This window comes from Pedobacter sp. BG31 (genome assembly GCF_042464845.1).
Taxonomy (GTDB): Bacteria; Bacteroidota; Bacteroidia; order Sphingobacteriales; family Sphingobacteriaceae; genus Pedobacter; species Pedobacter suwonensis.
Map to the genome: position 1 here is coordinate 146,571 of NZ_JBHNZK010000001.1, position 25,069 is coordinate 171,639.

Here is a 25,069-nt window from a genome sequence, read left to right on the forward strand (position 1 = left end):
AATCAGCCGTATATGTCACTCTGACCTGTATCGCAGCGAAAAGTACGAAGTAAACCGAGCCTTAAGCGAGCAAACTGAAGGTCATTTATTTCAAGTCTTAATAACCAATGAGATGTTGAAACGAGTTCAGCAGGACGATCCTAAAGGGTGATCCTACATTTAAAATTCTTTTCAAACTCATTCCCTCCTTACTTGTTATACAGTAGAACATAAATTCTACCATTATGACAAATCAAGATTTTAATACCGCAGTAAACAATGTAAAAGAGGCATGGAAATATCCAGAATTATTTGAAAATGTTTCAAAATCAGAGCGTTGGTTATCAGGCGCTGCAGGCACATATCTTCTTTTCAAGGGTATTACCAGCATTTTCTCACATCCTGTAATTGGCTTAACTGGCGCAGCCATTGGTGCCGGGCTACTTTACCGTGGTATTACAGGCTATTGCCCCATGCGCGATCTGGCAGAGCAACGCAAAGAAGATATCGCCCCTGATGAAGTAGTAATTACAGAAACCTATGTTGTTGACGATTTAGGGTAAAATTTTAAATACTAAATTTCTATTTCTTAATAAACTGGTTAACTTTAACAAGTTAAACCACAATCATGAACAAATACACACTATTATTTATCCCGGCACTTTTTGCAGGGCAAGTTATGGCACAAGATAAGAAACCAGATCCTGCCAATGATCCGAAAACAACGGAGGTTTGGGAACCTGTTCCGAAAATTGTTACGCCGGGTAAATTGCCACAGGATGCACCGTCTGATGCTATTATTCTTTTTAATGGTAGAAATTTAGATGCATGGCACTCTGTTAAAGACCCATCTAAGCCAGCAGCATGGACAATTGATGATGGATTTTTTACCGTTAAAAAAGGGACAGGAAATATCGAGACAAATAAAAAATTTACAGATTACCAACTGCATCTGGAATGGAAAATCCCTGAGAACATTTCTGGAGAAGGTCAGGCACGTGGAAATAGCGGCGTATTTTTAGCTTCAACCGGTGGCGGTGATGATGGTTACGAAATCCAGATTCTGGATGTTTATAATAATAAAACTTATGTGAACGGACAAACAGGAAGTGTTTATAAACAAGCAATTCCTTTAGCTAATGCCAACAAAAAACCTGGCGAATGGCAATATTATGATATCATCTGGAATGCACCACGTTTTAACGAAGACGGAACCGTATTAAAACCAGCAAGTGTGACCTTGTTTTTAAATGGTGTACTTTTACAGAACGGATTTGTATTAAAAGGGGCAACCAGGTATATCGGTACTCCTGAGTATAAAAAACATGGTCCGGCTTCGATAAAATTACAAGATCACGGTGATCCGAGCCCTGCCATTAGCTACAGAAATATTTGGGTAAGGGAATTATAATTTCAACAGAACGAAATATGGCCCTCGTTTATAACGAGGATCAACGAGAATTGCGATTGTATCGCTTAAAGGAACTATAGTCACATTAAAAATGTGTATCTCATACATCCCCGTTGCAAACGGGGACGATACAAGTAAGAGAATTATAATTTCAAAAAACAACAATAAAAAACCTGCAGACCAAAAGTTTGCAGGTTTTGTTTTATTTATAATTTGGCTGACAACTATACATTGATACCCTTAACGTTAGCTGTTATAACTTTAACGACTTTGAAGCATTTCCATGTATAACTCCCTGCTGATCATTTCAGCGCCTAAACTCATTAAATGATCATTTGGCAACTGGCAATCGATCAAATCGATATTCATTTTACTTAAAAAGATTAATGCTGCTTTTGAAGCATTACTTACATGGCTGAACATACTTTCTCCACAAAAAACACGGTTAATCTTTAAACCATACAAGCCCCCCACCAATTTCTCATCCTGCCAAACCTCTACGCTGTATGCATATCCATGGTTGTGGAGCCTGATATAAGCTTTTTGCATTTCATTGGTAATCCATGTGCCATCCTGCCCTTTTCTAGGCGATGTGGCGCAGTTTTGAATCACCTGGGCAAAAGCCTGGTTAAAAGTAATTTTAAAAACCGCGTGGTTTAAAATTTTTCTCATGCTTTTACTGATCTTGATTTTATAGGGGTAAATCACACAGCGTTCGTGCGGCGAATACCAGAGAATCGGTTCACCTTCACTAAACCATGGAAATATACCATTTGAGTAGGCAATCAGTAACCGTTCCATACTTAAGTCGCCTCCAATGGCCAATAAACCATCGTCCTCTGCCAAAGCCGGATCAGGAAAACCTGGGTGATCATCTAGTAACTGAAAAAGCATGGTCAAAAATAAGAAAGAAAACAAAGATTAAACCCTTGGGTTTTAAACAAGTCATATTGTAAAACGGTCCATTATGAACACGAAAGATAATTTTTTAAAAGTAAAACATCTTTACAACCGGGCAGGCTTTGGCATTTCTTATGCTGACTTACAAAAATTAAGCAGAAAAAAACTAGATAAAGTAGTAGACAATTTGCTTAAGGATTCCCAAAAAGACGATCCGATTCAATTAGTAAATGATTTTGAATCAAGACGACAACTTTTGGTACAAGCCGGTTTATATGCGAAAAAAGATCTTTCAGAAGACGAAAAGAAAATGCGTCAGCAGATTATCCGTGAACAGAATGAAGTGAGCCGCGACCTGAATATTGCTTTCGTTACCAAAATGATCAATACTGATGCTCCACTGAGGGAAAAGATGACGCTGTTTTGGCATGGACATTTTGCCTGCCGCAGTAACAATCCGTTTTTTGCGCAACAATTAAACAATATCCAACGGGCAAATGCCTTAGGCAGCTTTAAAACCTTATTGGTCGAGGTATCTAAGTCGCCTGCCATGCTGCAATACCTCAATAACCAACAAAATAAAAAGGGTAAGCCAAATGAGAATTTCGCCCGGGAGCTGATGGAGCTTTTTACCTTAGGAAGGGGAAATTATTCAGAACAGGACATTAAAGAATCTGCCCGTTCCTTTACCGGCTGGATGTACGACAAAGACGGTTCGTTTATTTTCAGGAAGAACCAGCACGATAACGGCACAAAAACGTTTTTCGGCAAAATCGGGAATTTTGAGGGCGAAAACATTATCGATATTATTCTCGAGAAACCAGAAACCGCAAAATTTATTGCCTGGAAAGTATATAAATTCTTCGTTAATGATCATCCAAATGAGACACACGTTGACGAACTCGCCACACATTTTTATAACTCGAAATACGATATCGCGTCGATGATGAAAAAAATGTTTACTTCCGATTGGTTTTATAGCCCGGAAAATGTAGGCACAAAGATTAAATCGCCAGCCGAATTTTTAGTTGGTTTAAGCCGTGAGTTTTATGTTACGTATAACAAACCTCAGGTTTTAATACAGCTACAAAGCAGTTTGGGCCAATATTTATTTAACCCACCCAATGTTGCGGGCTGGCCTGGCGGACAAAGCTGGATTGATAGTTCATCGTTAATGTTAAGGATGCGGATTCCTTCGCTTGTGCTAAATGATGGGGAAATTGATTTTAGCGGAAAAGCCGATCCTGAAGATGAAGCTGTAATTGCTTTGAGCCGCACGGCAACCACTAACGCAAATGCCAATGCAAAACCAAAATCATACGTCAATGCAAATGCAGATTGGCCTAAATTTTTAAGCACTTTACCAAAAGGATTAACGCCGTTGCAGCTTACCGAGTTTTTATTGCAACCCAAATTAAACTCCAAAATCACCACCATGGTGAGTGATAATAAAGGGTTGCGAAGTACAGCAGTAGAAATTACCAGCATGCCGGAGTACCAGCTGTGCTAGACTAAATGTTGGCTGATGGTTTGATGGCTGATAGCCGTTTGACTAAAAAGCCAGACCATCAAACAGAACAAGTGAACAAAAACACTAACAAGATGAACAGAAGAAATTTTTTAAGAAATACAGGGTTTGTTGCAGCAGGTTCGCTATTTGTTCCTGCTTTTATGAAACCGCTTGAGGCTATGGCGCTTGATGAATTAAGCCTCTATAAAAATCTGGTTGTTGTACAGCTTTCTGGCGGAAATGATGGCCTTAATACAGTTATTCCTTTTGGAAATGATATTTACTATCAAAAGCGAAATAGTATTGCCATTAAACCCGAATCAATAATTAAACTGAATGATATGCAGGGGCTAAATCCCAACATGGCTGCCCTGCAAGAAATTTACGATCAGGGCTGGATGGCGATAATCAATGACGTTGGCTATCCGAATCCCGACCGTTCGCACTTTAGATCGATGGATATCTGGCAAACCGGCAGTGATAGCAATCAATTTTTATCAACCGGATGGATTGGCCGCTATTTAGATAGCAATTGTCAAACCTGCAAATTCCCTTATACCGCGATAGAAGTTGACGACTCACTTTCTTTGGCCATGAAAGGTCAGACTAAAAAGGGAATTGCGTTAAAAGATCCTGCAGCTTTGTTCCGCAATACCAACGATCCGTTTTTTAAGGCCATGTTGCAGAATGATAAAGAACATTTGGATGAAGATAACTTAGGTTATTTATATAAAACCATGATCGAAACCTCTTCTTCAGCCAGTTATATACAAAATACTTCCAAAGTTTATCAGTCTAAATTTGCCTACCCTAATTCAGGCTTTGCCAATCAATTGAAAACGGTTTCAAAATTTATCTCTTCAGGATTAAAAACAAGGGTGTATTATGTATCGTTAAGCGGTTTTGATACACATGTGAACCAGATTGGTCAGCAAGGCAATCTGCTTAAACAATACAGCGAGGGTATAGCTGCTTTCTTAAAAGATCTAAAATCGAACAATAAACTTGAGGATACCCTGGTGATTACATTCTCTGAATTTGGCCGTAGGGTAGAGCAAAATGCCAGTAACGGTACCGATCATGGAACCGCAAATAATATGTTCGTTTTTGGCGGCAGATTGAAGAAACAGGGGATTTTCAATCCAGCACCCAACCTGAGTGATTTAGACACCGGAGATTTAAAATACCAGTTGGATTTCAGACAGGTTTACGGTACTATTTTAGATAAATGGCTGGATGTAAATAATGCTGACATCCTGAATAAGAAATTTAATACCCTGGATTTTATATAAGGTATACAAAGAAGTCAAGTTTAATAACCGACTCTTGCTATGAAAACTTGACTTCTTTATTATTTACTTCCTTTTTAATACATATACCGGCCTATTGTTGTCATTATCAATCACATCAGTGTAGGTACTAAAAAGTTCATAGCCATAATTCCTTAATTTATTCAGGCAATCTACCCGAGAGTTAAAAAGTAAATCATTACCATCATCATCTCGTACATTCAAATCTTTTAAACGTTTAAACTTTTGTCCAAAGTCTATTCTGGCGATATAAGTGTCAGCACCATTATAAACAGGTCGAATTTCGATGTATTCTACTTTAATTTCGCTCAGTTTAACGCCATTAACATTTTGTGTTTGGCATTAGATAGGCCAAAGCCTGCGACTATTGCCGCTGCAAGTGTCAATTTTTTCATATTGTCTTTCCTTTGTGTGTAATTCTAAATTACAAAGAATCCAAATAGAATATATGAATGAGCTGTAACAAAATATCCGATATTAAATCTTAACGTAAAAAACACCATGAACTTTTTAGGCAATATTATCTGGATTATTTTTGGCGGTATCTTTATTTTCTTCGAATATGTTATCGGAGGGTTAATCCTTTGCCTTACCATTATTGGGATTCCTTTTGGCATTCAGTGCTTTAAATTTGCCATTGTAGGCCTCGCACCTTTTGGGGTTAAAATAACCGATACCTCCTCAAATACCGGCTGCCTGTCTACCATCATGAATCTAATCTGGATTTTCTGTGGTGGTTTCTGGATTGCCCTAACGCATTTGTTTTTCGGCGTCCTGCTTTGCATTAGTATAGTGGGCATTCCGTTCGGTCGTCAGCATTTTAAGCTAATGAATCTGGCCTTTACACCTTTCGGAAAATCGATTTCCTGATATTATCATCTATATAAATCCATCATTTCGACCGTAGCGGAAATCTGCAATATAAAGTTCTTCCATAGATTTCTCCATTCCGCTTCGCTCCAGTCGAAATGACGACCGATCCTTACTAAAAAATCTGCGAGGCCGGGTTGCAGGGAGGAGATGGGATAATTGGAGCGATTTCTTTCTTCCAAAAATCGTCATCTCGACCGTAGTGGAGAGATCTTTGGACTTTAAGCATAGAAAGATTTCTCTCCCGAACGTTCGGGACTGCGCTCCAGTCGAAAAGGACGGCAACTGTTCCTATGGTATTTTCAGCATGGTAATAAGTTAAGCTATACAAATTTAAGAAGAGACCATATCATCTACACAATCAATCCTATTAATTTAGAATGCGCTATCGCCTCTTCACTATCTCTAAATAAACAAGCTTCCACTCCTTTGTCTTTTACTTTTTTGAGCAATTCTATGGTTTCCACCTCTTTTTCAGGCCGGATATTTCGAATATAAACTGCTTCAATGTTTTGCGGGTATTTTTCTACTATCGAACTATAAATTTTCGGGTCCTGCTGCGAGTTATCGCCAAAGAACACGAACTTTTGATTGGGGAAGGTATCCAAAATCCTCATCACCCGTAATAATTTGCCTTCATGGCCGGTTTTGCCTGTTCTAATTAAATCTTTCCATCTTTTAATTGTATTTAACAGAAAAGCACCATCAGGCAGTTTATTAAACCTGAAAGTTTCGACCAAATAATCGTAAAGGTTCCATTCACTGCTGCTGACATAAAAAAAAGGGTTGGGTTGATTTGGCTCCGTATGTGAAAGGGCGAGTTGCTGATAGTGACTGGCTGTATCGGAAAAGGTTTTACGGGTATGCGGATTCTTGATAAACAACTCTCTCAACCTTCTGCCAACAGTTGCCGAGTGAGAAACCATCACGGTATCATCCACATCAGAAATAAAAGCGTATTGAGTAATGTGTGGTACATATACCCTGCCCTCTCCGGTATTCAAAACAGATCCATCCTGATCAACAGCCTCCACTTTAACATCGTGCCAGCCCGCCGGAACATCATGTCGGGCATCCCATTCAAACTTAAAAAAACCATCTCTTTCGGTTTTATGGTAAACCGTCTGATCCAAAAATTGCAACCGCACCTCAACGAAAGCATAAGGTTTCAGGATAAAGAGTTTTAAAAGATGGATAATGTTCACAAACAAATTGTTACTGTAAACCTGACGTGTTTTCGCCCTACGTTTAAAAACATGACCATAAACAACCAGATTGTGCGCATGGCCATAACCGTGATATACTTTTACACTAACAGATTTATTCATCTATTTTAAAACAGAGTTTATTTAAAGTTGTTTGTTGATTAAACCATTAGGTAACACATGAAATTATTATTCGTCATCAATCCGGGCTCAGGCAGCCATGATACTAATTTAAAGAAAGTAATTTCTACCCATTTCGATTCAAAAAATACAGTAATTGATCTTTTTGAACTACCGGAAGACTGCTCTTTAGAAAAGATTAAAGAGAAGATCAAAAGTGCAAAAGCAGATCGTGTGGTAGCCGTTGGTGGCGATGGAACCTTAAAATTGGTTGCAGAATGTTTATTGCATACTGAAACTCCCATAGGTATAGTTCCTGCGGGTTCGGCTAATGGGATGGCAAAAGAATTGGGTATACCTACTGATATTGAACAGGCTTTAGACATTCTGGATGAAGGCCATCTGCAAAAAATCCACGTGGTTAAACTTAACGACGAGATTTGCATCCACTTATCCGATTTGGGCTTTAATGCCTATCTGGTAAAGAAATTTGATACCCTGCCACAACGTGGTATGTTGGGCTACGCAAAAGCTACATGGCATGCCTTGTGGAACCATAAGCGAATGGATGTACAGTTGAAACTTGAAGATAAAACCATTACTTCTAAAGCAGCTATGGTGGTCATTGCCAATGCTACCATGTACGGAACCGGGTTAAAGATTAATCCTGACGGAAAATTAGATGATGATCTTTTTGAAGTGGTTTTAGTTAAAGATTACTCCTACCTGGAAATTATAAAGATATGGATCACTAAATTACCCTTCAACCCAAAAAAAATAGAGGTGTTTCAAACTGCTGAAGTAAAAATTTCCTCTAAACATAAAGCGCATTTCCAGGTAGATGGAGAATACATTGGAAAGTTAAATACAGTCGAAGCAACAATCCTTCCTGCCGCCATAACAGTGGTTTTACCTGAGGCATTAAAAAACTGATCGATGAATTTTGATCGTAAAATATAACCTGAAAAATTCGGCAATAAAACAGATTCGGAATAAAATATCAAACCACCTATCGTCCAGACTTAACATTTCAGGCAAAAAAGTGATAAAACCGATTGAAAATACCCATACGATTAAACGGAAGGGAAATTGAATGTAATAGGTAATAAAACCAAATTTCTTAAATAAGATTAATCCGATTGCCGAAATAAACAATGATACAAATAAGGGCAATAGTAAAATTACTTTAGCCTGTGAAAGGATCTGATCAGGGATTTCATTTAAATGCGTTAAAATTTGCCAAAATTGTCTGGCTAACAAAACAATACTGATGAGATCCAAAAAAGCAAAAAATCGGCCGGTGTTCTTCATTACTTACAATACTTTGCTAAATAAGCATCTGCTTTTTTGCTCCCCATGTATTTAACAAAAAGAAAATCTTCACAGGCGCCTTGTTTATCGCCCTGTTTTATCTTTTTTAAGCCCATTTGAACGCGGTCGTCGAGGTATTCATCATCTATACCCAGCTGATTTTTGATTGCTATAATCTGAACTTCTTGTCCGGGTTTGGCCTGATCAATGTTCTTATAGAAATTAATTACTGAATTGGTGAGTGCCTCTTCAGCCTGATAATTGCGAATGGCTTCTTGAACCGCTTCATTTGATTTCCCTTCGCAATTGTAGCCTTGCAGTTTAAAATTAACCGGAGCCACGATCGAAACGGTTGTATCATAACCCGCCGGAACCTGCCACTTACCGCTGCTCATTCTAATTAAGCGTAGTGCTTCTTGGTCTAAGTCAGATAATATGCCTTTGCTCACTTTCGAAAAATAAACTTTCCCCTGTGCATCAAGCTTAAAACTGATGTTCACTGTGCCCTGGATACAATTATCTTTAGAGAACTGTGGATAGATGGTATTTTGCGTTAAGAAGTTTGTAAAACCATTTTTACCGGATTTAAACTGAACCTGGGCTATGGCCAGCGAGCAAGAGAAAAACAAGCAAATGGTGAACAGTTTTTTCATTGTACTAATTTACTAAAAAAAGCTGAAAGCATTTTACCAAAGAGAGACACCGAGTTTTTCACCGAGAAAATGAGCGTTTTAATTTAAAGGTAAGGTCGTCATTCCCACGCAGGCGGGTAATCTTAAAGCGCATTCTTGTTATATGATGTTCCCCGCAGCACGTCATCGCAAACAATTCTCTCTCTGTGGTCTCCGTGCCTTCCCCTCTATTTTCTCTGTGGTTAAACACTAAGAAAAAGTTGTTCTCAAAATAAACTCCGGATCAGGGCAATTGGTTAGGTATTTTTTGCGCTCACTAAACTTACATACACCCGGATAGTCGCCTTCTAATCCGTGCATATCTTCGATAAGCTGAAAATGAAGGTGTGGCGGCCAGCAACCGTTTTCATCCTTATTACCGAATTCGGCAAATCTTGCACCTGCTTTTATTTGCATTCCTTCGCTTAGATTACTTAAAGAAGCTAAATTCAGGTGCCCGTAAAGTGCATTAAATTTATACCCTGCAATATTATAAGTCAGAATGATGGTTGCACCGTAATCGCCAAAGTTGTTGTTATTGGCAAAGCTATGAACGGTTGCATCGTAAAAATTGTAAACTGGTGTTCCTGCCATCCCCCAGATATCTACCCCTAAATGCAATCTGCGGGGTTCTTCTTCCGTATCAAAATGTGCGCTTCGCGAATAAATGCTACGGTGCTCGTTGTATCCGCCAATTCCGTATCGCGCATCATTTTTAAGCAGCTTTTCATTTACCCAATCGGAAAACATATTGGTATCGTTCAAAACCTCATCTGTTAATTCCGTATTGGATGCGGTAAAATCCAGGGGCAAAAGCCGATCGTTTTTTACATCGAAATCAACAACCTTTTGGATTAATGCAGCATTTGATTGAATAACCTGACCGAAAGTTCGCATCTGTAATTATTTAAAGATATACACGAAATTATAAATGTAATGCGATAATGCACCACCAATTACAAATAGATGCCAAAGTTCGTGGCTGTGCATCCACCTGGATAATTGCTTATCTTTTGCATAATAATAAGTGCCGCCTATATAAAAAATACCGCCCAAAAGCAACCAGAAAATGGCCCCTAAGGGCAAAGTCCCCAACATTTTCTGAAGCAAAGGAACGATTAAGCAGCCCATTAAGATATAGATGGATAACGATATGGCTGTACTTTTTAAACGGTTAAAAATTTTGAGCAGACAGCCGGCAATGGCAATAATCCATACAACAGCAAACAAGCCCCAACTTAGCCAGCCATCAAAAACCATTAGGGCTGTAGGACTGTAAGAGCCGGCAATCATAAGGTAAATACAGCAATGGTCAAACTTTTGCCAGAAACGTATCCCGTAATCGGTAGCCGGATAACCATGATACATGGCACTAACACCAAAAAGAATAAAAGTTCCGATGCTGTAAATCCACGCAGCGGTATATTCAATTGGTGTATTGCATTTTTGGAGCAAAAAGTATCCGGCCGGGATTGCTACCAAAGCCGGTATAAAGTGCGTGAAGAAATTAACGGGTTCCCTTAGTTTCCTCACAAAAATTATTCGCTGTCCTCGTCTTTTTGCCTCGGCTCTTTTGCAATCTTATCAAAAAGATGATCCATGCGTTCTACATACTCGTTGGTATCATCCACAAAGAAAGTAAGTTCTGGCACCACCCTTACCTGGTGGCGGATTCTGCTTCCCAGTTTATACCTGATTTCTCCGGCATGCGAATTCACCGTATTGATTGAAAGTGTAGTATTATTGGTATTTAAAAAGCTGAGGTAAACTTTAGCCACTGCCAAATCAGGCGAAACCCTTACGCGGGTAATGGTTACCAATGTATTAGGCAAAAATGCAGCACCTTCACGCTGAAAAACCTGTGCCAACTCCTCTTGTAATACTCCTGCAAATTTCTGCTGACGTTTACTTTCCATAATGTTATAATTATCAATTACCAATGATCAATTACCAGACGATTCAATCCAGATAATATCGATTGATAAGGTTTTAAAATCATCAATAACCAATGTTCAATTATCAGACCATAACTCATCTGCTAATATTAAATGGCATTAACAATAATATTCTAAAAAACTTTTGAAACCTCACCACCTGGACTCAATTAATAATATCCTATGCATATCGTCATGCTGAATTTATTTCAGCATCTCTCCAGCAAATAGACCCTGAAATAAATTCAGGGTGACGATTCTAAGTTCAAAAAATACGTAGAAGCATCTTAGTAGAAATTATATAATCAAATCTGTGGTTTAGGTTTAAAAACTAATGGCTTATTTCTCTATTTAACAACGGAATTTAATCTAATAAAGCAAATTGCTATCATACGGATACCTTGCTACATGTGCAGCCCTGATTTTATCGTATAACAACGTTTTAAATTCTTCTATATTCTCTTTCTGAGTGGCTGAAATAAACAGGACTGGTACTTTGCCATGACTCATCCAGCTGTTTTTAAATTCTTCCAGTGTTAATTTACCGTCGTCGTCGTCTCCTTCTACTTCCGGCGAAACGTAAGCGTCAATTTTATTAAATACCAGGATCATATCCTTATCAATTGCACCAATATCTTTTAAGGTTTCATTAACGGTATTGATCTGATCTTCGAAATTTGGATGCGAAACGTCTACCACATGGATCAGCAAATCTGCTTCCCTAACTTCATCCAAAGTAGATTTAAAGCACTCTACCAAATGGTGAGGTAATTTGCGGATAAATCCAACGGTATCAGAAAGCAGGAATGGTAAATTCTCGATCACTACTTTGCGTACAGTGGTATCCAAAGTAGCAAACAGTTTATTTTCTGCGAATACTTCCGATTTCGACAACATATTCATGATGGTTGATTTACCCACGTTGGTATAGCCTACCAAAGCTACCCGAATCAGCTGACCACGGTTTTTACGCTGTGTTTCATTCTGCCTGTCGATATTTCTTAAACGCTCTTTTAACAAAGAGATTTTATTTAAAATGATCCGCCTATCACTTTCAATCTGGGTTTCCCCCGGACCGCGCATCCCGATACCACCTTTCTGGCGTTCTAAGTGCGTCCACATCCCCGTTAAGCGAGGTAAAACATACTGCAACTGGGCCAGTTCTACCTGAGTCTTGGCCTGAGCAGTTTGAGCCCTGTTGGCAAAAATATCAAGAATTAAATTACTCCGGTCTAATACCTTAACACCCAGTTCACGGTCTATATTCCGCAGTTGCGATGGTGATAATTCATCATCAAATACTACAGTATCAATTTCTTCTGATTTTACATACGCTTTTATCTCTTCCAGTTTTCCGGTTCCCACAAAGGTAGCACGATCAGGCTTAAGCATTTTTTGCGTAAAAACTTTCTCCACCTTCCCACCGGCTGTATCTACCAAAAAGGCCAGCTCGTCTAAATATTCTTTTGTTTGGGCTTCCTTCTCGCCAGGCGTAACCACACCGACTAAAATTGCCCTTTCCTGCACTACGGCAGTATCATAAAATTTTTGTTTTCCCATGTAATTGATACAAAGATACAAAATTTGCGAACGTGTATCTTTTTTGTTCAAACCCCGCAGGTTTTTAAAACCTGCGGGGTTTATAAAAGGCTAAATCTGCGCCACAAATTCTTTGATAGAAGCTCCGGGATTATCGGTTTTCATAAAATTTTCGCCAATCAAAAATCCGTTAAACCCTGCGGCTTTCAATTCGTTTATGGTCTGCGGATCACTAATGGCGCTTTCCGAAATCTTTAAAAATTCATCCGGAATTTTATTTACTAAATCGAACGAAGTCTGGATATCGACTGTAAAATCAGCCAGGTTCCGGTTGTTTACCCCAATAGCATCTAAATGAGGCGAAATACTTCTTTCCAGCTCTTCGAGGTTATGCACTTCTAAAAGCACATTTAAACCAAGATTATGTGCAAACTTTCCGAAATCATTGATCTGTTGCGGTGTTAATATCGAAGCAATTAACAGAATAATATCAGCACCCCAGGCTTTAGCTTCAAGGATCTGGTATTCATCGATCATGAAGTCCTTTCTTAAAATCGGAATATTGTTTGCAGCGCGTGCAGCCAGAATATCATCGGTTTTACCACCAAAAAAATCTACATCTGTTAATACCGATAGTGCAGATGCCCCGGCAGCATTATATGCCTGCGTTACTTCTCCAACATCGGCAATGCCATTAATTAAACCTTTTGAAGGAGATCGGCGCTTAAATTCGGCAATAATACCCGTCCGATCTTCAGCTAATAAAAAGTCTTTAAAAGAATAAGATTTCCGCTTAAAATGGGGCGAATTTTCTAAATCCGTTATGGAGACCAAGGCTTTCGCATCAGCAATTTCTTCTTTTTTTCGTATTACGATTTTATCTAGTATGTTCATCTATCAATCTGTTAAGAGGGGCATCATCAAATATGTAATTTCCATCCCGGGCTTATTGAAGAAGTTTTAATAACTTCTTGCGCGGCGTTTTCGACAGGCTCAACGTAACAAAATTTTAAAAAAGGTTGATATACCTCATCTAAAATTTTATCATTTCAATCAATTGAAACCCTGATGCAAATTCAGCATGAAGACCGGGTGAAAAAAGTGCTAGAACGAAGCGGTTAACCAATTCTCCATCATTTGTTTGCCATGTTCTGTAAGCACACTTTCAGGGTGAAACTGTACACCACGCACATCCAGCGTTTCATGTCTTAACGCCATAATTTCATTCTTATGATCTCTGGCTGTAATTTTTAAACATGAAGGAAATTTATCCTGACTCACTACCCAGCTATGGTAACGTCCAACGTTAATGGTTTGCGGACATTCCCAGAACAAAGGCTCATCACCATCTACAACAGTAACCGGCGTAGCAATACCGTGCATTGGCCTGCCTAAGTTGTACAATGTACCACCAAATGCTTCTGCAATGGCCTGTTGCCCTAAACATACCCCAAAAATACTTTTTGTCGGCGCGTAAGTTCTGATTACATCCAGCAATAAACCCGCTTCTTCCGGAATACCCGGGCCTGGTGAAAGCAATATTTTATCGTATTTCTCTACATCAGCCAAATCGAATTTATCATTTCTCCAAACTTCAGCTTCATAACCAACTTCGTTAATTAAATGCACGAGGTTGTAGGTAAAACTGTCATAATTATCGATCACCAGAACCACCCCCTTGCCCTCTGAATGGGGATTATTATTTATATTTTTTTCCATTGTATTCCTTACTATTGGATTTTACTCCAAACTCCAAACTAAATCTGCTCTGCCATTTGCACCGCTTTACGCAATGCGGCAATTTTATTGTTTACTTCCTGCATTTCGGTTTCAGGTACCGAATCGGCTACAATACCCGCTCCCGCACGGTAATGCAGTTCGTTGTTTTTGCTCATAAAAGTCCTGATCATGATGGCATGGTTAAAATCCTCATTAAAACCCATAAAGCCAATGGCTCCTGCATAAAAGTTCCTACCCAGCTTTTCATTTTCATCAATCAGCTGCATGGCTTTATACTTTGGTGCCCCGCTTAAAGTTCCTGCCGGATAAGTGTCGGCAACTACCTTAAAAGCACTTACATTTTCCTGCAAATGACCGCTCACTTTACTCACCAGGTGAATCAGGTGCGAATAGTACTGCACTTCCTTAAAAGATTTTACTTCAACGCGGTTACAATGCCTGCTTAAGTCGTTCCTGGCCAGATCAACCAGCATTACATGCTCGGCACTTTCTTTAGGGTCTTGTTCCAATTTTCTGGCCTGCTCTGCATCTTCAATGTCGTTTCCACTTCTTTTAAACGTTCCTGCGATTGGAAAAATATTCGCCGAATTGTTTTTAATCGTAATCTGTGCCTCTGGTGAGGAACCAAACAATTTAAAATTACCGTAATCGAAATAAAACAGATAAGGTGATGGATTGATCGAACGCAGACAACGGTATACATTAAATTCATCTCCGGTAAAAGCTTGTTTAAATGCCCTTGAAGGCACAATCTGAAAAACATCACCACGATAAATATGCTTCTGTAGTTTTTCTACCAGATCCATAAAACCCTGATCAGTTAGATTTGAACTTTCCTCACCACGAAGCTGGAACTTGTATTCAGGATAATTTTTATTCTGGATCAGGTATTCCATTTTTTCCAATCCACCCTCTTCTTCTCCATCGAAAGTATTTTTGAAAAGCGTAATTTCGTTCTTAAAGTGATCAATGGCAATGATGTAACGATACAAGTGGTATTGCATTTCCGGAATTTCTTCTCCTTCGGGTGTTTCGGAAGTGAACTTGATATCTTCAAAATGCTGCACGGCATTCCAGGTAAAATAGCCAAACAGGCCGCTTGAGATGAATTTGATTTCGGGCAGTTCAGTTTCCTTAAACTTACCCTTAAAATCAGCAATTTCATCGATCAGATTTTTGCTCTCGGTAATCTCAACCGTACCATCAGGAAAATAGGTTTCCAGTCTAGAACCTTTTAAAATGATCCCTGCAACCGGATCGGCGCAAACAAAACTCATGGAATTTTCACGACTGTGGTAATCTGAACTTTCCAGTAAAATGCTGTTTGGATAAACATCGCGCAAGCGCAGGTAAATGCTTACCGGCGTGGTGGTATCGGCAAGTAGTTTTTTGTAGGTCGTATTTATTTTATACATGATTTTACTATGTTGCTATTGCTTCGTGCATCGCAATAACGTTTAAATTATTTTTAACAATAAAAAGCCCGGCGTGTGGTTCTACGCCGGGCTTTAATGGTTCTTTAATAAGGTTTAGGTTGATAAACTATATTTCTTTCATACGCAGCCAGCGCAATCCGTTTTCGAATTACTTTGCCAAAGCCAGGTATGTATATTGTTGATCATGAGCCACAAAAATATAAAGAATTTTGAAAAAGCAAAATATTTATGAAAATAAGTTTAGTTAGAAGTTATGAGTCCCAATCCCCTTGTCACCCCGATTGTAAAGAACGGTCTTTATATTAGATTTCTATTTAACCGAAACGAACGCGAAGGTAAACGCAAAGCAGCGAGAAATTAACATGATCTGTCATCCTGAGGGATAATCCCTCATGTTACCGTCATTTCGAGCGGAGTGCAACGCAGTTGAGAAATCTAACTAAATAGATCTCTCCACTTCGCGTTGCTCCGGTCGAGAGGACGACCATTCTATTGGAGTCTGTCAATGGTAGCGCAGCGACGAATCTTTTACATAAGGCGGCATTCAATGACCTGTAGTTCTTCGCTTTCAGATGCTTCATTGCATTCAGCATGACAGCTTACAACAAAAAAAATCCCGCTCTTTTAAAACGGGATTTCATATCAATTACAGGATATTTTCAATTAAGAAATTCCAAAAAACGATCTTCCCGGAACTGCCTTAACCATTAATAAAATAGCTACTACAATTAGAACTAATGCCAATCCGAAGAAAATAGCAATGGTTCGGTGCTTAGCTACGGCATCGGTTACTTTTTTCGACCTCGCATTACCTACTGTAATTAAAATGATTGCTATAAGCATCATTGAGGTGTGCTCAGCTTTAAAATAGCGGCCAATGGTATCGCTCATTGGCAATTTGGTTAGCGGACTTAGAAAGAATAATACCAAACCTATCAAAAATTGGATATGTGCACTAATTAGCGCAAATACATTCAGTTTGCGGTTACCTTCTGTGTATGTTTTATTTCCAAACCAGCCCGATAATGCATTTACTACCGCGATAACCAATAAAATCAATACGATGTAGCGCCATCCGGAGTGCGCAGATTTTAAGATATTGTACATTTTTCTAAAATATGTTTAATCAAAAGTAGGAATTAATTGTAAAAAATAGGATATTCTATTAAATGAACGCTTATTTATATTAGTTTTAAGCAATTAAAACCTAAACTTACTATGAAGAAAATTTTACTTGCCCTTGGGCTGGTATTTTCTGCTACCTACCTGTTTGCACAGCAAACCTCCTTCCCTGTTAATGGCTCTTATGATACCAGACCCGGAATGTTTGCCTTCACCAATGCAACGATAGTAGTAAATGCCAACCAAACCTTAACAAATGCAACCCTTTTAATTAAAGGCTCAACCATTCAGGCTGTCGGGACCGCCTTGGCCGTGCCAAAAGGTTATGTGGTGATCGATTTAAAGGGAAAATTCATTTACCCATCAATGGTTGACGCCTTTAGCAACTATGGACTTACTGAAGTTTCTGCGCAACAACGCGGTTTTGGTGGTCAGCGTCAATCTATCTTTGTCTCAACGAAAAAAGGTGCTTATGGCTGGAATGAAGCGATCAGGCCTGAAACCTATGTAAAAAATATTTTTTCAACTGATAGTAAAAAGGCAGATGAATTGCGGAAAGTCGGTTTTGGGAGTGTAAATGTAATTAACCGCGATGGCATTGCACGTGGTATTTCTGCGGCGGTAACCTTAAACGAGGGTGCTGATAACAATGTATTTTTAAAAGATCAGACCGCAGCAAACTATTCCTTCAACAAAGGAAGTTCATCAAACGATTACCCGACCTCCTTAATGGGATCTATTGCATTATTGCGCCAAACCTATTATGATGCACAGTGGTACAGTAAACAAAAAGATGAATATAATATCTCGTTGGATGAATTTGCCAGGCAACAAAATATTCCACAGATTTTTGAAGTAGATGGATGGCAAAACATCCTGCGTGCGGATAAAATAGGTAAAGAATTTGGCAAGAAATACATTATTAAATCTTCCGGCGATGAATACCAGCGCATTAATGAAGTTAAAGCTACCGGCGCAAGTTTAATTATCCCTCTAACTTTCCCTAAAGCTTACGATGTGGAAGATCCTGCAGAAGCCAGAAATATAACTTTATCACAAATGAAAGGCTGGGAACTGGCGCCAACCAATCCTGCAGCTCTGGAGAAAGCGGGAATTAGATTTGCCATCACGTCATTTGGTTTAGAAAACAGCCGCGATTTCTGGGCAAATCTCCGCACCGCGATAGAAAATGGCCTGACTGAAAAACAAGCTTTACAATCAATCACAGAAATACCTGCCTCGCTTTTAGGCATAAGCGATAAAGTAGGTTCTTTAGAAAAAGGAAAAGTAGCCAACTTTTTGATCTCATCCGATAACTTGTTCAAAAACGGAAATATTATTTTCGAAAACTGGGTACAGGGCAAACGTTTCATCGTAAATAAGATGGATGTGAGCGATTTGCGCGGCACTTATAATTTAAATGTTGATGGTGTTGGTGCTTTAACCTTAAAAATAACCGGCGCAGGTGGTGGCTCTGCCGGAGCAATTGAAAGGGTTGGTGTAGATAGCATCAAAACGACCGCTACCTTCACCAGGAACGGCGATTGGGTAAACATCAATTTCAACTTAAAGAAAAATCCTAAAGGCGATATCCGTTTAAGCGGTTACATCACTTCAGCCAACCCGGTTACCTTAAAAGGCGAATCGGCATTAGCTGATGGTACTATCGGAAAATTTACCGCTACTTATAAAGAAGCAGCTAAAGAAACAGCTAAAAAAGATGAGCCTAAAGCGGCTTTAGCCATAGGACCTGTAATTTATCCTTTCTCTGCTTTTGGAAATACGGAATTGCCTAAACAGGAAGCCGTACTGATTAAAAACGGTACCGTCTGGACAAACGAAAGAGACGGCATCCTTCAAAATGCGGATGTACTCTTAGAAAATGGGAAGATTAAAGCTGTGGGCAAAAACCTTTCGGCAAGCGGTGCTAAAATAATTGATGCTACCGGTAAACACGTTACCGCAGGTATTATTGACGAGCATTCACATATTGCAGGCTCCGGGGGGATAAATGAAGGTGCACAATCAGTTTCTGCCGAAGTACGTGTTGCAGACATCATCAACTCTGAAGATATAAACATTTACCGCCAATTGGCCGGAGGGGTAACAACTTCACAAATTCTGCACGGTTCAGCTAATCCCATTGGTGGACAATCACAGTTAATTAAATTACGCTGGGGTAAATCTCCGGAAGAACTAAAATTTGCAGGTGCGGATGGCTTTATCAAATTTGCATTAGGTGAAAACGTTAAACAAAGCAATTTCGGTACCGGTGCCCGTTTTCCCGTTACGCGCATGGGTGTTGAGCAAACCTTTGTTGATGAGTTTACCCGCGCAAAAGAATATGCCAAAGCCCTCGCGGTGAAAGGCAACAACGTACGACGCGATTTGGAACTGGATGCGGTTGTAGAAATTTTAAACAACAAGCGTTTCATTACCTGTCACTCTTACGTACAGAGCGAAATCAACATGCTCATTCACGTTGCAGATAGTTTAGGCTTTAAAATCAACACTTTTACACACATTTTGGAAGGTTACAAAGTGGCCGATAAGATGAAAGCACATGGTATTGCCGGCTCAACCTTCTCTGACTGGTGGGCTTATAAAAATGAAGTGGCCGAAGCTATTCCTTACAACGGAAAAATTATGCATAATGTGGGCGTTACAACAGCTTTTAATTCGGATGATGCTGAAATGGCCCGTCACTTAAATCAGGAAGCGGGTAAATCAGTATTATATGGAAATGTACCTGAAGAAGAAGCTTTTAAATTTGTAACCTTAAACCCGGCAAAAATACTGCACATTGATGATAAAGTGGGCAGTTTAAAAGCAGGTAAAGATGCCGATGTAGTCATCTGGACCGCCAATCCGCTTTCCATTTATGCCAAGGCAGAAAAAACCTTTGTAGATGGAATTGCTTATTGGGATATGGAGAAAGATGCTCAGGCTATTAAAGCCATGCAGCTTGAGAAAGCCCGCCTGATCCAGAAAATGTTAGATAGTAAAAGTAAAGGTGGCCGTACACAGCGCCCCTTGGGTGATGCACCACGCCTTTACAATTGCGAAACTTTAGAAAATTATTCAGCAGAATTAACTGAGAAAGAACATGCACACTAACATGAAAACATATTTAATAAGCCTGGCTTTATCCGCAACAAGCCTGATGGGTTTTGCACAAGCCAACATTTCGCCAGCTCAAAAACAAAGTAAAACCATTGCCATTACCGGTGCAACCGTGCATGTGGGTAATGGTACGGTGATCGAAAATGGCACCATCCTTTTTGGAAATGGGAAAATTATTTCTGTAACTGCCAATGGACAAGTACCACTGGACAATGTAACGCGTATTATAGCCACAGGAAAACATATTTATCCGGGCTTTATCGCAGCTACCACCAATTTAGGATTGACAGAAATCGAAGCTGTAAAAGCAACGCTTGATTTTCAGGAAATTGGCGATTTTAATTCGCACATCCGTTCTATAGTGGCTTATAATACCGATTCGAAAGTTCCGGCAACTTTACGCAGCAATGGAATTTTAATGGCGCAGCCAACACCACAGGGTGGAACAGTTTCGGGCAGTTCGTCTGTTGTTCAGCTTGATGCCTGGAACTGGGAAGATGCAGTACTTAAAACTGACGATGCCATGCTCATGACCTGGCCGGTTACACCGCGTTTTAGAAATGGCTTGGGTCGTCCGCAACAGTCGCCAGAAGTTTTAGCCGAGAGAACACAGGCTGCCATTGCGCAGTTAACTTCATTTTTTGCGGAAGCTAAAGCTTATTCTGAAATGGGCAAACCAGAGGTTATTAATACCCGTTTCGAGGCGATGAAAAAGGTATTTAAAGGAGATGAAAAGTTGTTTATCGCAGCCGAAAGCCAGAAAGATATTGTTGCAGCAGTTAATTTTGCCAAAAGGTTCGGTATTAGCCCGGTAATTACCGGAGCCGACGAGGCTTACCTGATTACTGATTTCTTAAAAGACAACAACATTACGCTGGTGGTTAAACAACCACATGCCTTACCAAACAACAATGATGATGATGTAAACATGCCTTACAAAAATGCTGCAATACTGGCCAACTCTGGCTTAAATGTGGTATTGAGTATTGATGGTTATTGGCAACAGCGCAATCTCCCTTTTATGGCGGGTACCGTTGCAGCCTGGGGTTTAGACAAAGAAAAAGCTTTATCGACCATTACCTTAAATGCAGCAAAAGCCATGGGTGTAGATAAAACTTCCGGCAGTATCGAGTCTGGCAAAGACGCTACGTTCTTTATTTCTGCTGGCGATGCATTGGATATGCGTACCAACAAAGTTGAACAGGCATTTATTCAGGGCAGGGATATTAACCTGGATAACCTGCACAAACAATTGGATAAGAAGTTCAGTGAAAAATATAGTGCAGAAAAGAAATAGATTTCAGGTGGTTAACTGGTTAATTGTTTAAATCGTTGATCGACTGTTAAGCTTAAAATTAGAAGAGGCTGTATCCTAGGCGGTATTTAAATCGAATTTGTTTGTCACGTTGAGCTTTTCGAAACGCCTTAAAAGCAGTTAAACAAAGGTCGTTCGACAAGCTCAGGATTGAAATTCCATATTTATGATACAGCATTTTTCTGGATTATTTTCACACCAATCTATACTTAACAACCTCAATTCTCGTCCCTAAAAAACATAACGTCATTAACATTAGCTTAACAATAAGCCAAAAAACTAAATAATCCTAAACCATTTCATAATCTAGAATCCAAACCGGCTTAATACTGCAACAACACCTTTGCATCATAAATCAGAAAATTAATTATGATGAAAAATTTACTTATTGCAGTGATGCTGTTTTTATGTTATGCCAGTAACCCTGCCATGGCACAAACTACCCAAGCATCAATTTCCGGAGTTGTAACAGATAATCAAAAGAAGCCCATCCCCGGCGTTTCTGTTCAAATTAAAAATAACTCTACTGGTTTCACCACCAGAACATCTACTAATGCTCAGGGAGAATACACGTTTAAAGAGCTTCCTTTAGGCGGTCCTTATACTATTAAAGCCACTTACATTGGTTATGCTGAGCAAAACAGAACAGGTTATATGCTTAACCAGGGCGATGCTGTAATGGTAGCGGTTAATATGCAGGAAGATGCGCAAACGCTTGATGCTATCACCGTTAATGGATCAGCTTTAAGGAATAAAGTGCAGCAATTTGGTGCCTCAACAGAAATTTCATCAAAAACGATGAACTTGCTACCAGTAAACGGCCGTAACTTTTCCAGTTTAACAGATCTGTCGCCATTAGCAGGTCCAGGTGGTATTTCAGGTCAGTTAGGTTCATCTACCAATTTCACTATTGATGGCATGACAGCCAAAAACCCAACTTCGGCAGGGAGTACAACAAGCCGTAGTGGTGCACCATACTCTATCTCCATTGAAAGTGTACGTGAGTTTAAAGTAGTAACCAATCAATACGATGTCAGTTTAGGCCGTTCTGGTGGTGGTACAATTAGTGCAGTAACCAAATCTGGTACAAATGAGATTACAGGGAGTGCATTCGCTTATAACCGTGCTGATTTCCTGGCGAGTAAATATGACATCAGAGGAAACAGAAGAACTAATGATTTTTCAACCTATCAATATGGTTTTAGCTTAGGCGGTCCGATCATTAAAGATAAATTACATTATTTTGCAGCCTGGGATCATCAAAGAGATTCTCGCCCATTAATTATTGCTGATATCAACTCGGATGCGGACGTGGCCCGTTTCAACATTACAAACGCCACATTAAACAATTTCTTAGCTGTTGCAAGATCAAAATATGGCGTAGCTAACACGCCACAATTTGGTTCTTTTCCAAAAAAGAGAGGCACCGATGCAGGTTTTCTTCGTTTAGACTGGCAGATTGATGATAAAAATTTATTAACCGTTAGAGATAACTATACCAACGACAGAAACCCGCTGGGATTAGCAGATAATACGGCCATCAACTTTTACGAAAGTTACGGTAACGATAAAAACGTTGATAATAGTTTATTGGCTACCTTACGCTCAACAATCAGCAGCAAAGTTACCAACGAATTAAAATTACAGCACCTGTACACCTATCAGGCCAGTACGCAAAATGATGAACTGGGTTTTGCCATCCCAAGGGCTGTTGTGTCTAACTTAGAATCTACCTCACCTACAGGAAGCATATTAACTACTGCAGTTCAAATTGGAGGGCATCGTTTTGGACAAGAAGGTTTCACTAATAACGTTTTCCAGTTAGTAGATAATTTATATTACAATACAGATAAAATTAAATACACTTTTGGTGTAGACATTATGTATACCCACGCTTTGTCATTATATGGTAGCGAGGTAAATGGACGTTTTACGTTTAACAGATCGGGTACTGCCGAAGCAGGAAACCAGCAAACTGCTTTACAAAATTTTAATAACCTGATACCCATAAACTATTACAGGGAAGTCCCTTTAGTTGCTGATCCGAGTGTTGTTGGTAAGTTATGGAACACCGCAATTTACGGCCAAATGCAAACCAAACTGGGTAAAGGATTGGATTTTACGGGTGGTTTACGCTTAGATTACAGTAAATATCCAACATCTCCGTTAAACCAACAATTGTTTGATGCCATAGGGGTAAGAACAGACCATGAATTAAAGCAATTTTTAATTCAACCGCGTATCCAGTTCAACTGGGATATTAATGAAAACCATAGCGACTACGTTCGTTTGGGAGCCGGAATTTTTGGATCGGACGTAAATAATTATGTTACCATTAACAACTTAACTTTTGATGGTAAACACCTCGCAACAGTTGATGTTACCGGTTCGGGCGTACCAACTCCAGACTTTATCGGTTACAGAAATGGGACCGCTACGGCACCAACGCTACCCGGATTACAGATCCCTACCATCAATACCTATGCCGATGATGCCAAAGTACCGGTGGTTTATAAAGCCAATTTGTCCTATAATAAATTGATTAACGATAGAATTAGAATAGGCATTACCGGTTATGCCACATTTGCACGTCACAACTATATGTATGTAGATAGAAATATGGTTGCCGATCCTTTCTTCAGATTATCAAACGAAGGAAACAGAGGTGTTTTTGTACCTGCTAATACAATTAATACAGGTAATGGAAATACTGACTGGAAAACAGGTCGTTTAACTAATATGTTCGGCAGGGTGTTAGAATTGAACAGCAAAGGGAAAGTAAATCAGTTTGCTGTTGTTGTAGATGGTACCTGGAGATATTTTAAAGATGGGGAAATTACGGCGAGCTACACCTGGAATGATACAAAAGATAACACCTCGTATAATGGTAACGTAGCCAACTCAGCAACTTTATCTTTGCCCGTAGTTGATGATCCGCGCGATTTAAGTAGAATGACTTATTCAAATGGTCAATTTAGAAACAAAGTAGTCGTTTACGGAACACTACCATCATTTAAAGGTATTAAAGCCGGAATTCGTTATTCGGGCATTGGCGGTACCAGATATAGTTTATTATCGGGTGGAAATACCAATGGTGATTTCGTGGCAACAAATGATTTGGCCTACATCTTCAACAGATCAAATACCAATGTACCAGCTACGCTTAGAACTGCTTTACAAACCTTATTAGATAACGGGGCTGCAAGCCAGAGCTTGAAAGATTATATCACCAAGTACGAAGGTACATTTGCAGAGCGTAATGGCGGTATAAACGGTTTCTATGGCACATTTGATTTAAGATTAGCTTACCAGATTAAATTCGGCCGCGGTAAAAAACAAAGCATTGAAATTTCTGGCGATTTATTTAACGTAGCCAATTTGTTCAAGAAAACCTGGGGTACTTCAGAAACTTTAGGAACACAGGCACTGTATGCCGTTACCGGTTTTGACGCAGCAAGTTCTAATTACAAATACCGCTTAAACAATACCGGAATTGTAATTCCATCAGGTAACCCATGGCAGGCACAAATCGGTTTACGTTATGGATTTTAACCTTTAACTTAGCTAACTTTC

The 25,069-nt window shown here is 39.4% G+C and carries 21 protein-coding genes; 9 read left to right on the forward strand and 12 right to left on the reverse strand.

What is annotated here, in order from left to right:
- Window positions 1–224 precede the first annotated feature (224 nt).
- Window positions 225–542 carry a DUF2892 domain-containing protein gene (locus tag ACFE6N_RS00670; RefSeq protein ID WP_090984618.1) on the forward strand — a complete coding sequence of 106 codons (318 nt, stop codon included), beginning with the start codon at window positions 225–227 and terminating at the stop codon, window positions 540–542.
- Window positions 543–607: 65 nt separating this feature from the next.
- Entirely contained in the window at window positions 608–1,390 is a 783-nt protein-coding gene (locus tag ACFE6N_RS00675; protein WP_293742786.1) for a DUF1080 domain-containing protein, read from the forward strand.
- 261 nt (window positions 1,391–1,651) lie between these two features.
- On the opposite strand, the gene aat is transcribed toward ACFE6N_RS00675, so the two are convergent.
- Window positions 1,652–2,284: a leucyl/phenylalanyl-tRNA--protein transferase gene (gene aat, locus ACFE6N_RS00680; protein WP_378932751.1), complete on the reverse strand. Its 633-nt coding sequence runs from the start codon at window positions 2,282–2,284 to the stop codon at window positions 1,652–1,654.
- Between the two features lie 73 nt (window positions 2,285–2,357).
- Between aat and ACFE6N_RS00685 the strand changes: the two genes are divergently transcribed.
- Window positions 2,358–3,800 carry a DUF1800 family protein gene (locus ACFE6N_RS00685; protein ID WP_378932753.1) on the forward strand — a complete coding sequence of 481 codons (1,443 nt, stop codon included), beginning with the start codon at window positions 2,358–2,360 and terminating at the stop codon, window positions 3,798–3,800.
- A 92-nt stretch (window positions 3,801–3,892) separates the two neighbouring features.
- Window positions 3,893–5,092 (forward strand): DUF1501 domain-containing protein, encoded by a 1,200-nt coding sequence (locus ACFE6N_RS00690; protein ID WP_378932755.1) that lies wholly within the window; start codon window positions 3,893–3,895, stop codon window positions 5,090–5,092.
- Window positions 5,093–5,155: 63 nt separating this feature from the next.
- On the opposite strand, the gene ACFE6N_RS00695 is transcribed toward ACFE6N_RS00690, so the two are convergent.
- Window positions 5,156–5,314 carry a hypothetical protein gene (locus ACFE6N_RS00695; RefSeq protein WP_378932757.1) on the reverse strand — a complete coding sequence of 53 codons (159 nt, stop codon included), beginning with the start codon at window positions 5,312–5,314 and terminating at the stop codon, window positions 5,156–5,158.
- 297 nt (window positions 5,315–5,611) lie between these two features.
- Here ACFE6N_RS00695 and ACFE6N_RS00700 point away from each other — a divergent pair, with 297 nt between their 5' ends.
- Window positions 5,612–5,980 carry a YccF domain-containing protein gene (locus ACFE6N_RS00700; protein ID WP_378932760.1) on the forward strand — a complete coding sequence of 123 codons (369 nt, stop codon included), beginning with the start codon at window positions 5,612–5,614 and terminating at the stop codon, window positions 5,978–5,980.
- 353 nt (window positions 5,981–6,333) lie between these two features.
- Here ACFE6N_RS00700 and ACFE6N_RS00705 read toward each other — a convergent pair whose 3' ends face one another.
- Entirely contained in the window at window positions 6,334–7,308 is a 975-nt protein-coding gene (locus ACFE6N_RS00705) for an App1 family protein (protein WP_378932762.1), read from the reverse strand.
- Between the two features lie 57 nt (window positions 7,309–7,365).
- On the opposite strand from ACFE6N_RS00705, the gene ACFE6N_RS00710 reads away from it, so the two are divergent.
- A complete protein-coding gene (locus ACFE6N_RS00710; RefSeq protein ID WP_378932764.1) occupies window positions 7,366–8,238 on the forward strand; it encodes a diacylglycerol/lipid kinase family protein in 873 nt (290 codons plus the stop codon).
- A gap of 377 nt (window positions 8,239–8,615) precedes the next feature.
- On the opposite strand, the gene ACFE6N_RS00715 is transcribed toward ACFE6N_RS00710, so the two are convergent.
- From ACFE6N_RS00715 to ACFE6N_RS00755, 9 genes are all read right to left on the reverse strand, one after another.
- Window positions 8,616–9,269 carry a TonB family protein gene (locus ACFE6N_RS00715; RefSeq protein ID WP_378932767.1) on the reverse strand — a complete coding sequence of 218 codons (654 nt, stop codon included), beginning with the start codon at window positions 9,267–9,269 and terminating at the stop codon, window positions 8,616–8,618.
- 228 nt (window positions 9,270–9,497) lie between these two features.
- The gene (locus ACFE6N_RS00720; protein WP_378932770.1) at window positions 9,498–10,184 is read right to left on the reverse strand and encodes a peptidoglycan DD-metalloendopeptidase family protein; all 687 of its coding nucleotides are present in this window, start codon (window positions 10,182–10,184) and stop codon (window positions 9,498–9,500) included.
- Window positions 10,185–10,190: 6 nt separating this feature from the next.
- Window positions 10,191–10,820 (reverse strand): hemolysin III family protein, encoded by a 630-nt coding sequence (locus tag ACFE6N_RS00725; protein ID WP_159435248.1) that lies wholly within the window; start codon window positions 10,818–10,820, stop codon window positions 10,191–10,193.
- A 5-nt stretch (window positions 10,821–10,825) separates the two neighbouring features.
- Entirely contained in the window at window positions 10,826–11,203 is a 378-nt protein-coding gene (gene rbfA / locus ACFE6N_RS00730) for a 30S ribosome-binding factor RbfA (protein ID WP_090984644.1), read from the reverse strand.
- Window positions 11,204–11,590: 387 nt separating this feature from the next.
- Window positions 11,591–12,781 carry a GTPase HflX gene (hflX, locus tag ACFE6N_RS00735; protein ID WP_090984648.1) on the reverse strand — a complete coding sequence of 397 codons (1,191 nt, stop codon included), beginning with the start codon at window positions 12,779–12,781 and terminating at the stop codon, window positions 11,591–11,593.
- 90 nt (window positions 12,782–12,871) lie between these two features.
- Window positions 12,872–13,654, reverse strand: a complete 783-nt coding sequence (trpC, locus tag ACFE6N_RS00740) for an indole-3-glycerol phosphate synthase TrpC (protein ID WP_378932774.1) — start codon at window positions 13,652–13,654, stop codon at window positions 12,872–12,874.
- A gap of 210 nt (window positions 13,655–13,864) precedes the next feature.
- A complete protein-coding gene (locus tag ACFE6N_RS00745; RefSeq protein WP_378932776.1) occupies window positions 13,865–14,479 on the reverse strand; it encodes an anthranilate synthase component II in 615 nt (204 codons plus the stop codon).
- A gap of 38 nt (window positions 14,480–14,517) precedes the next feature.
- Window positions 14,518–15,915 carry an anthranilate synthase component I family protein gene (locus ACFE6N_RS00750; RefSeq protein WP_378932778.1) on the reverse strand — a complete coding sequence of 466 codons (1,398 nt, stop codon included), beginning with the start codon at window positions 15,913–15,915 and terminating at the stop codon, window positions 14,518–14,520.
- Between the two features lie 684 nt (window positions 15,916–16,599).
- Window positions 16,600–17,043 carry a cytochrome B gene (locus ACFE6N_RS00755; protein WP_378932781.1) on the reverse strand — a complete coding sequence of 148 codons (444 nt, stop codon included), beginning with the start codon at window positions 17,041–17,043 and terminating at the stop codon, window positions 16,600–16,602.
- Between the two features lie 111 nt (window positions 17,044–17,154).
- Here ACFE6N_RS00755 and ACFE6N_RS00760 point away from each other — a divergent pair, with 111 nt between their 5' ends.
- The 3 genes from ACFE6N_RS00760 (at window position 17,155) to ACFE6N_RS00770 (ending at window position 25,048) form a co-directional block, all read left to right on the forward strand.
- A complete protein-coding gene (locus tag ACFE6N_RS00760) occupies window positions 17,155–20,175 on the forward strand; it encodes an amidohydrolase family protein (protein ID WP_378932784.1) in 3,021 nt (1,006 codons plus the stop codon).
- Between the two features lies 1 nt (window position 20,176).
- The gene (locus tag ACFE6N_RS00765) at window positions 20,177–21,478 is read left to right on the forward strand and encodes an amidohydrolase family protein (protein ID WP_378932787.1); all 1,302 of its coding nucleotides are present in this window, start codon (window positions 20,177–20,179) and stop codon (window positions 21,476–21,478) included.
- A 387-nt stretch (window positions 21,479–21,865) separates the two neighbouring features.
- Window positions 21,866–25,048, forward strand: a complete 3,183-nt coding sequence (locus ACFE6N_RS00770) for a carboxypeptidase regulatory-like domain-containing protein (protein ID WP_378932790.1) — start codon at window positions 21,866–21,868, stop codon at window positions 25,046–25,048.
- Window positions 25,049–25,069 lie beyond the last annotated feature (21 nt).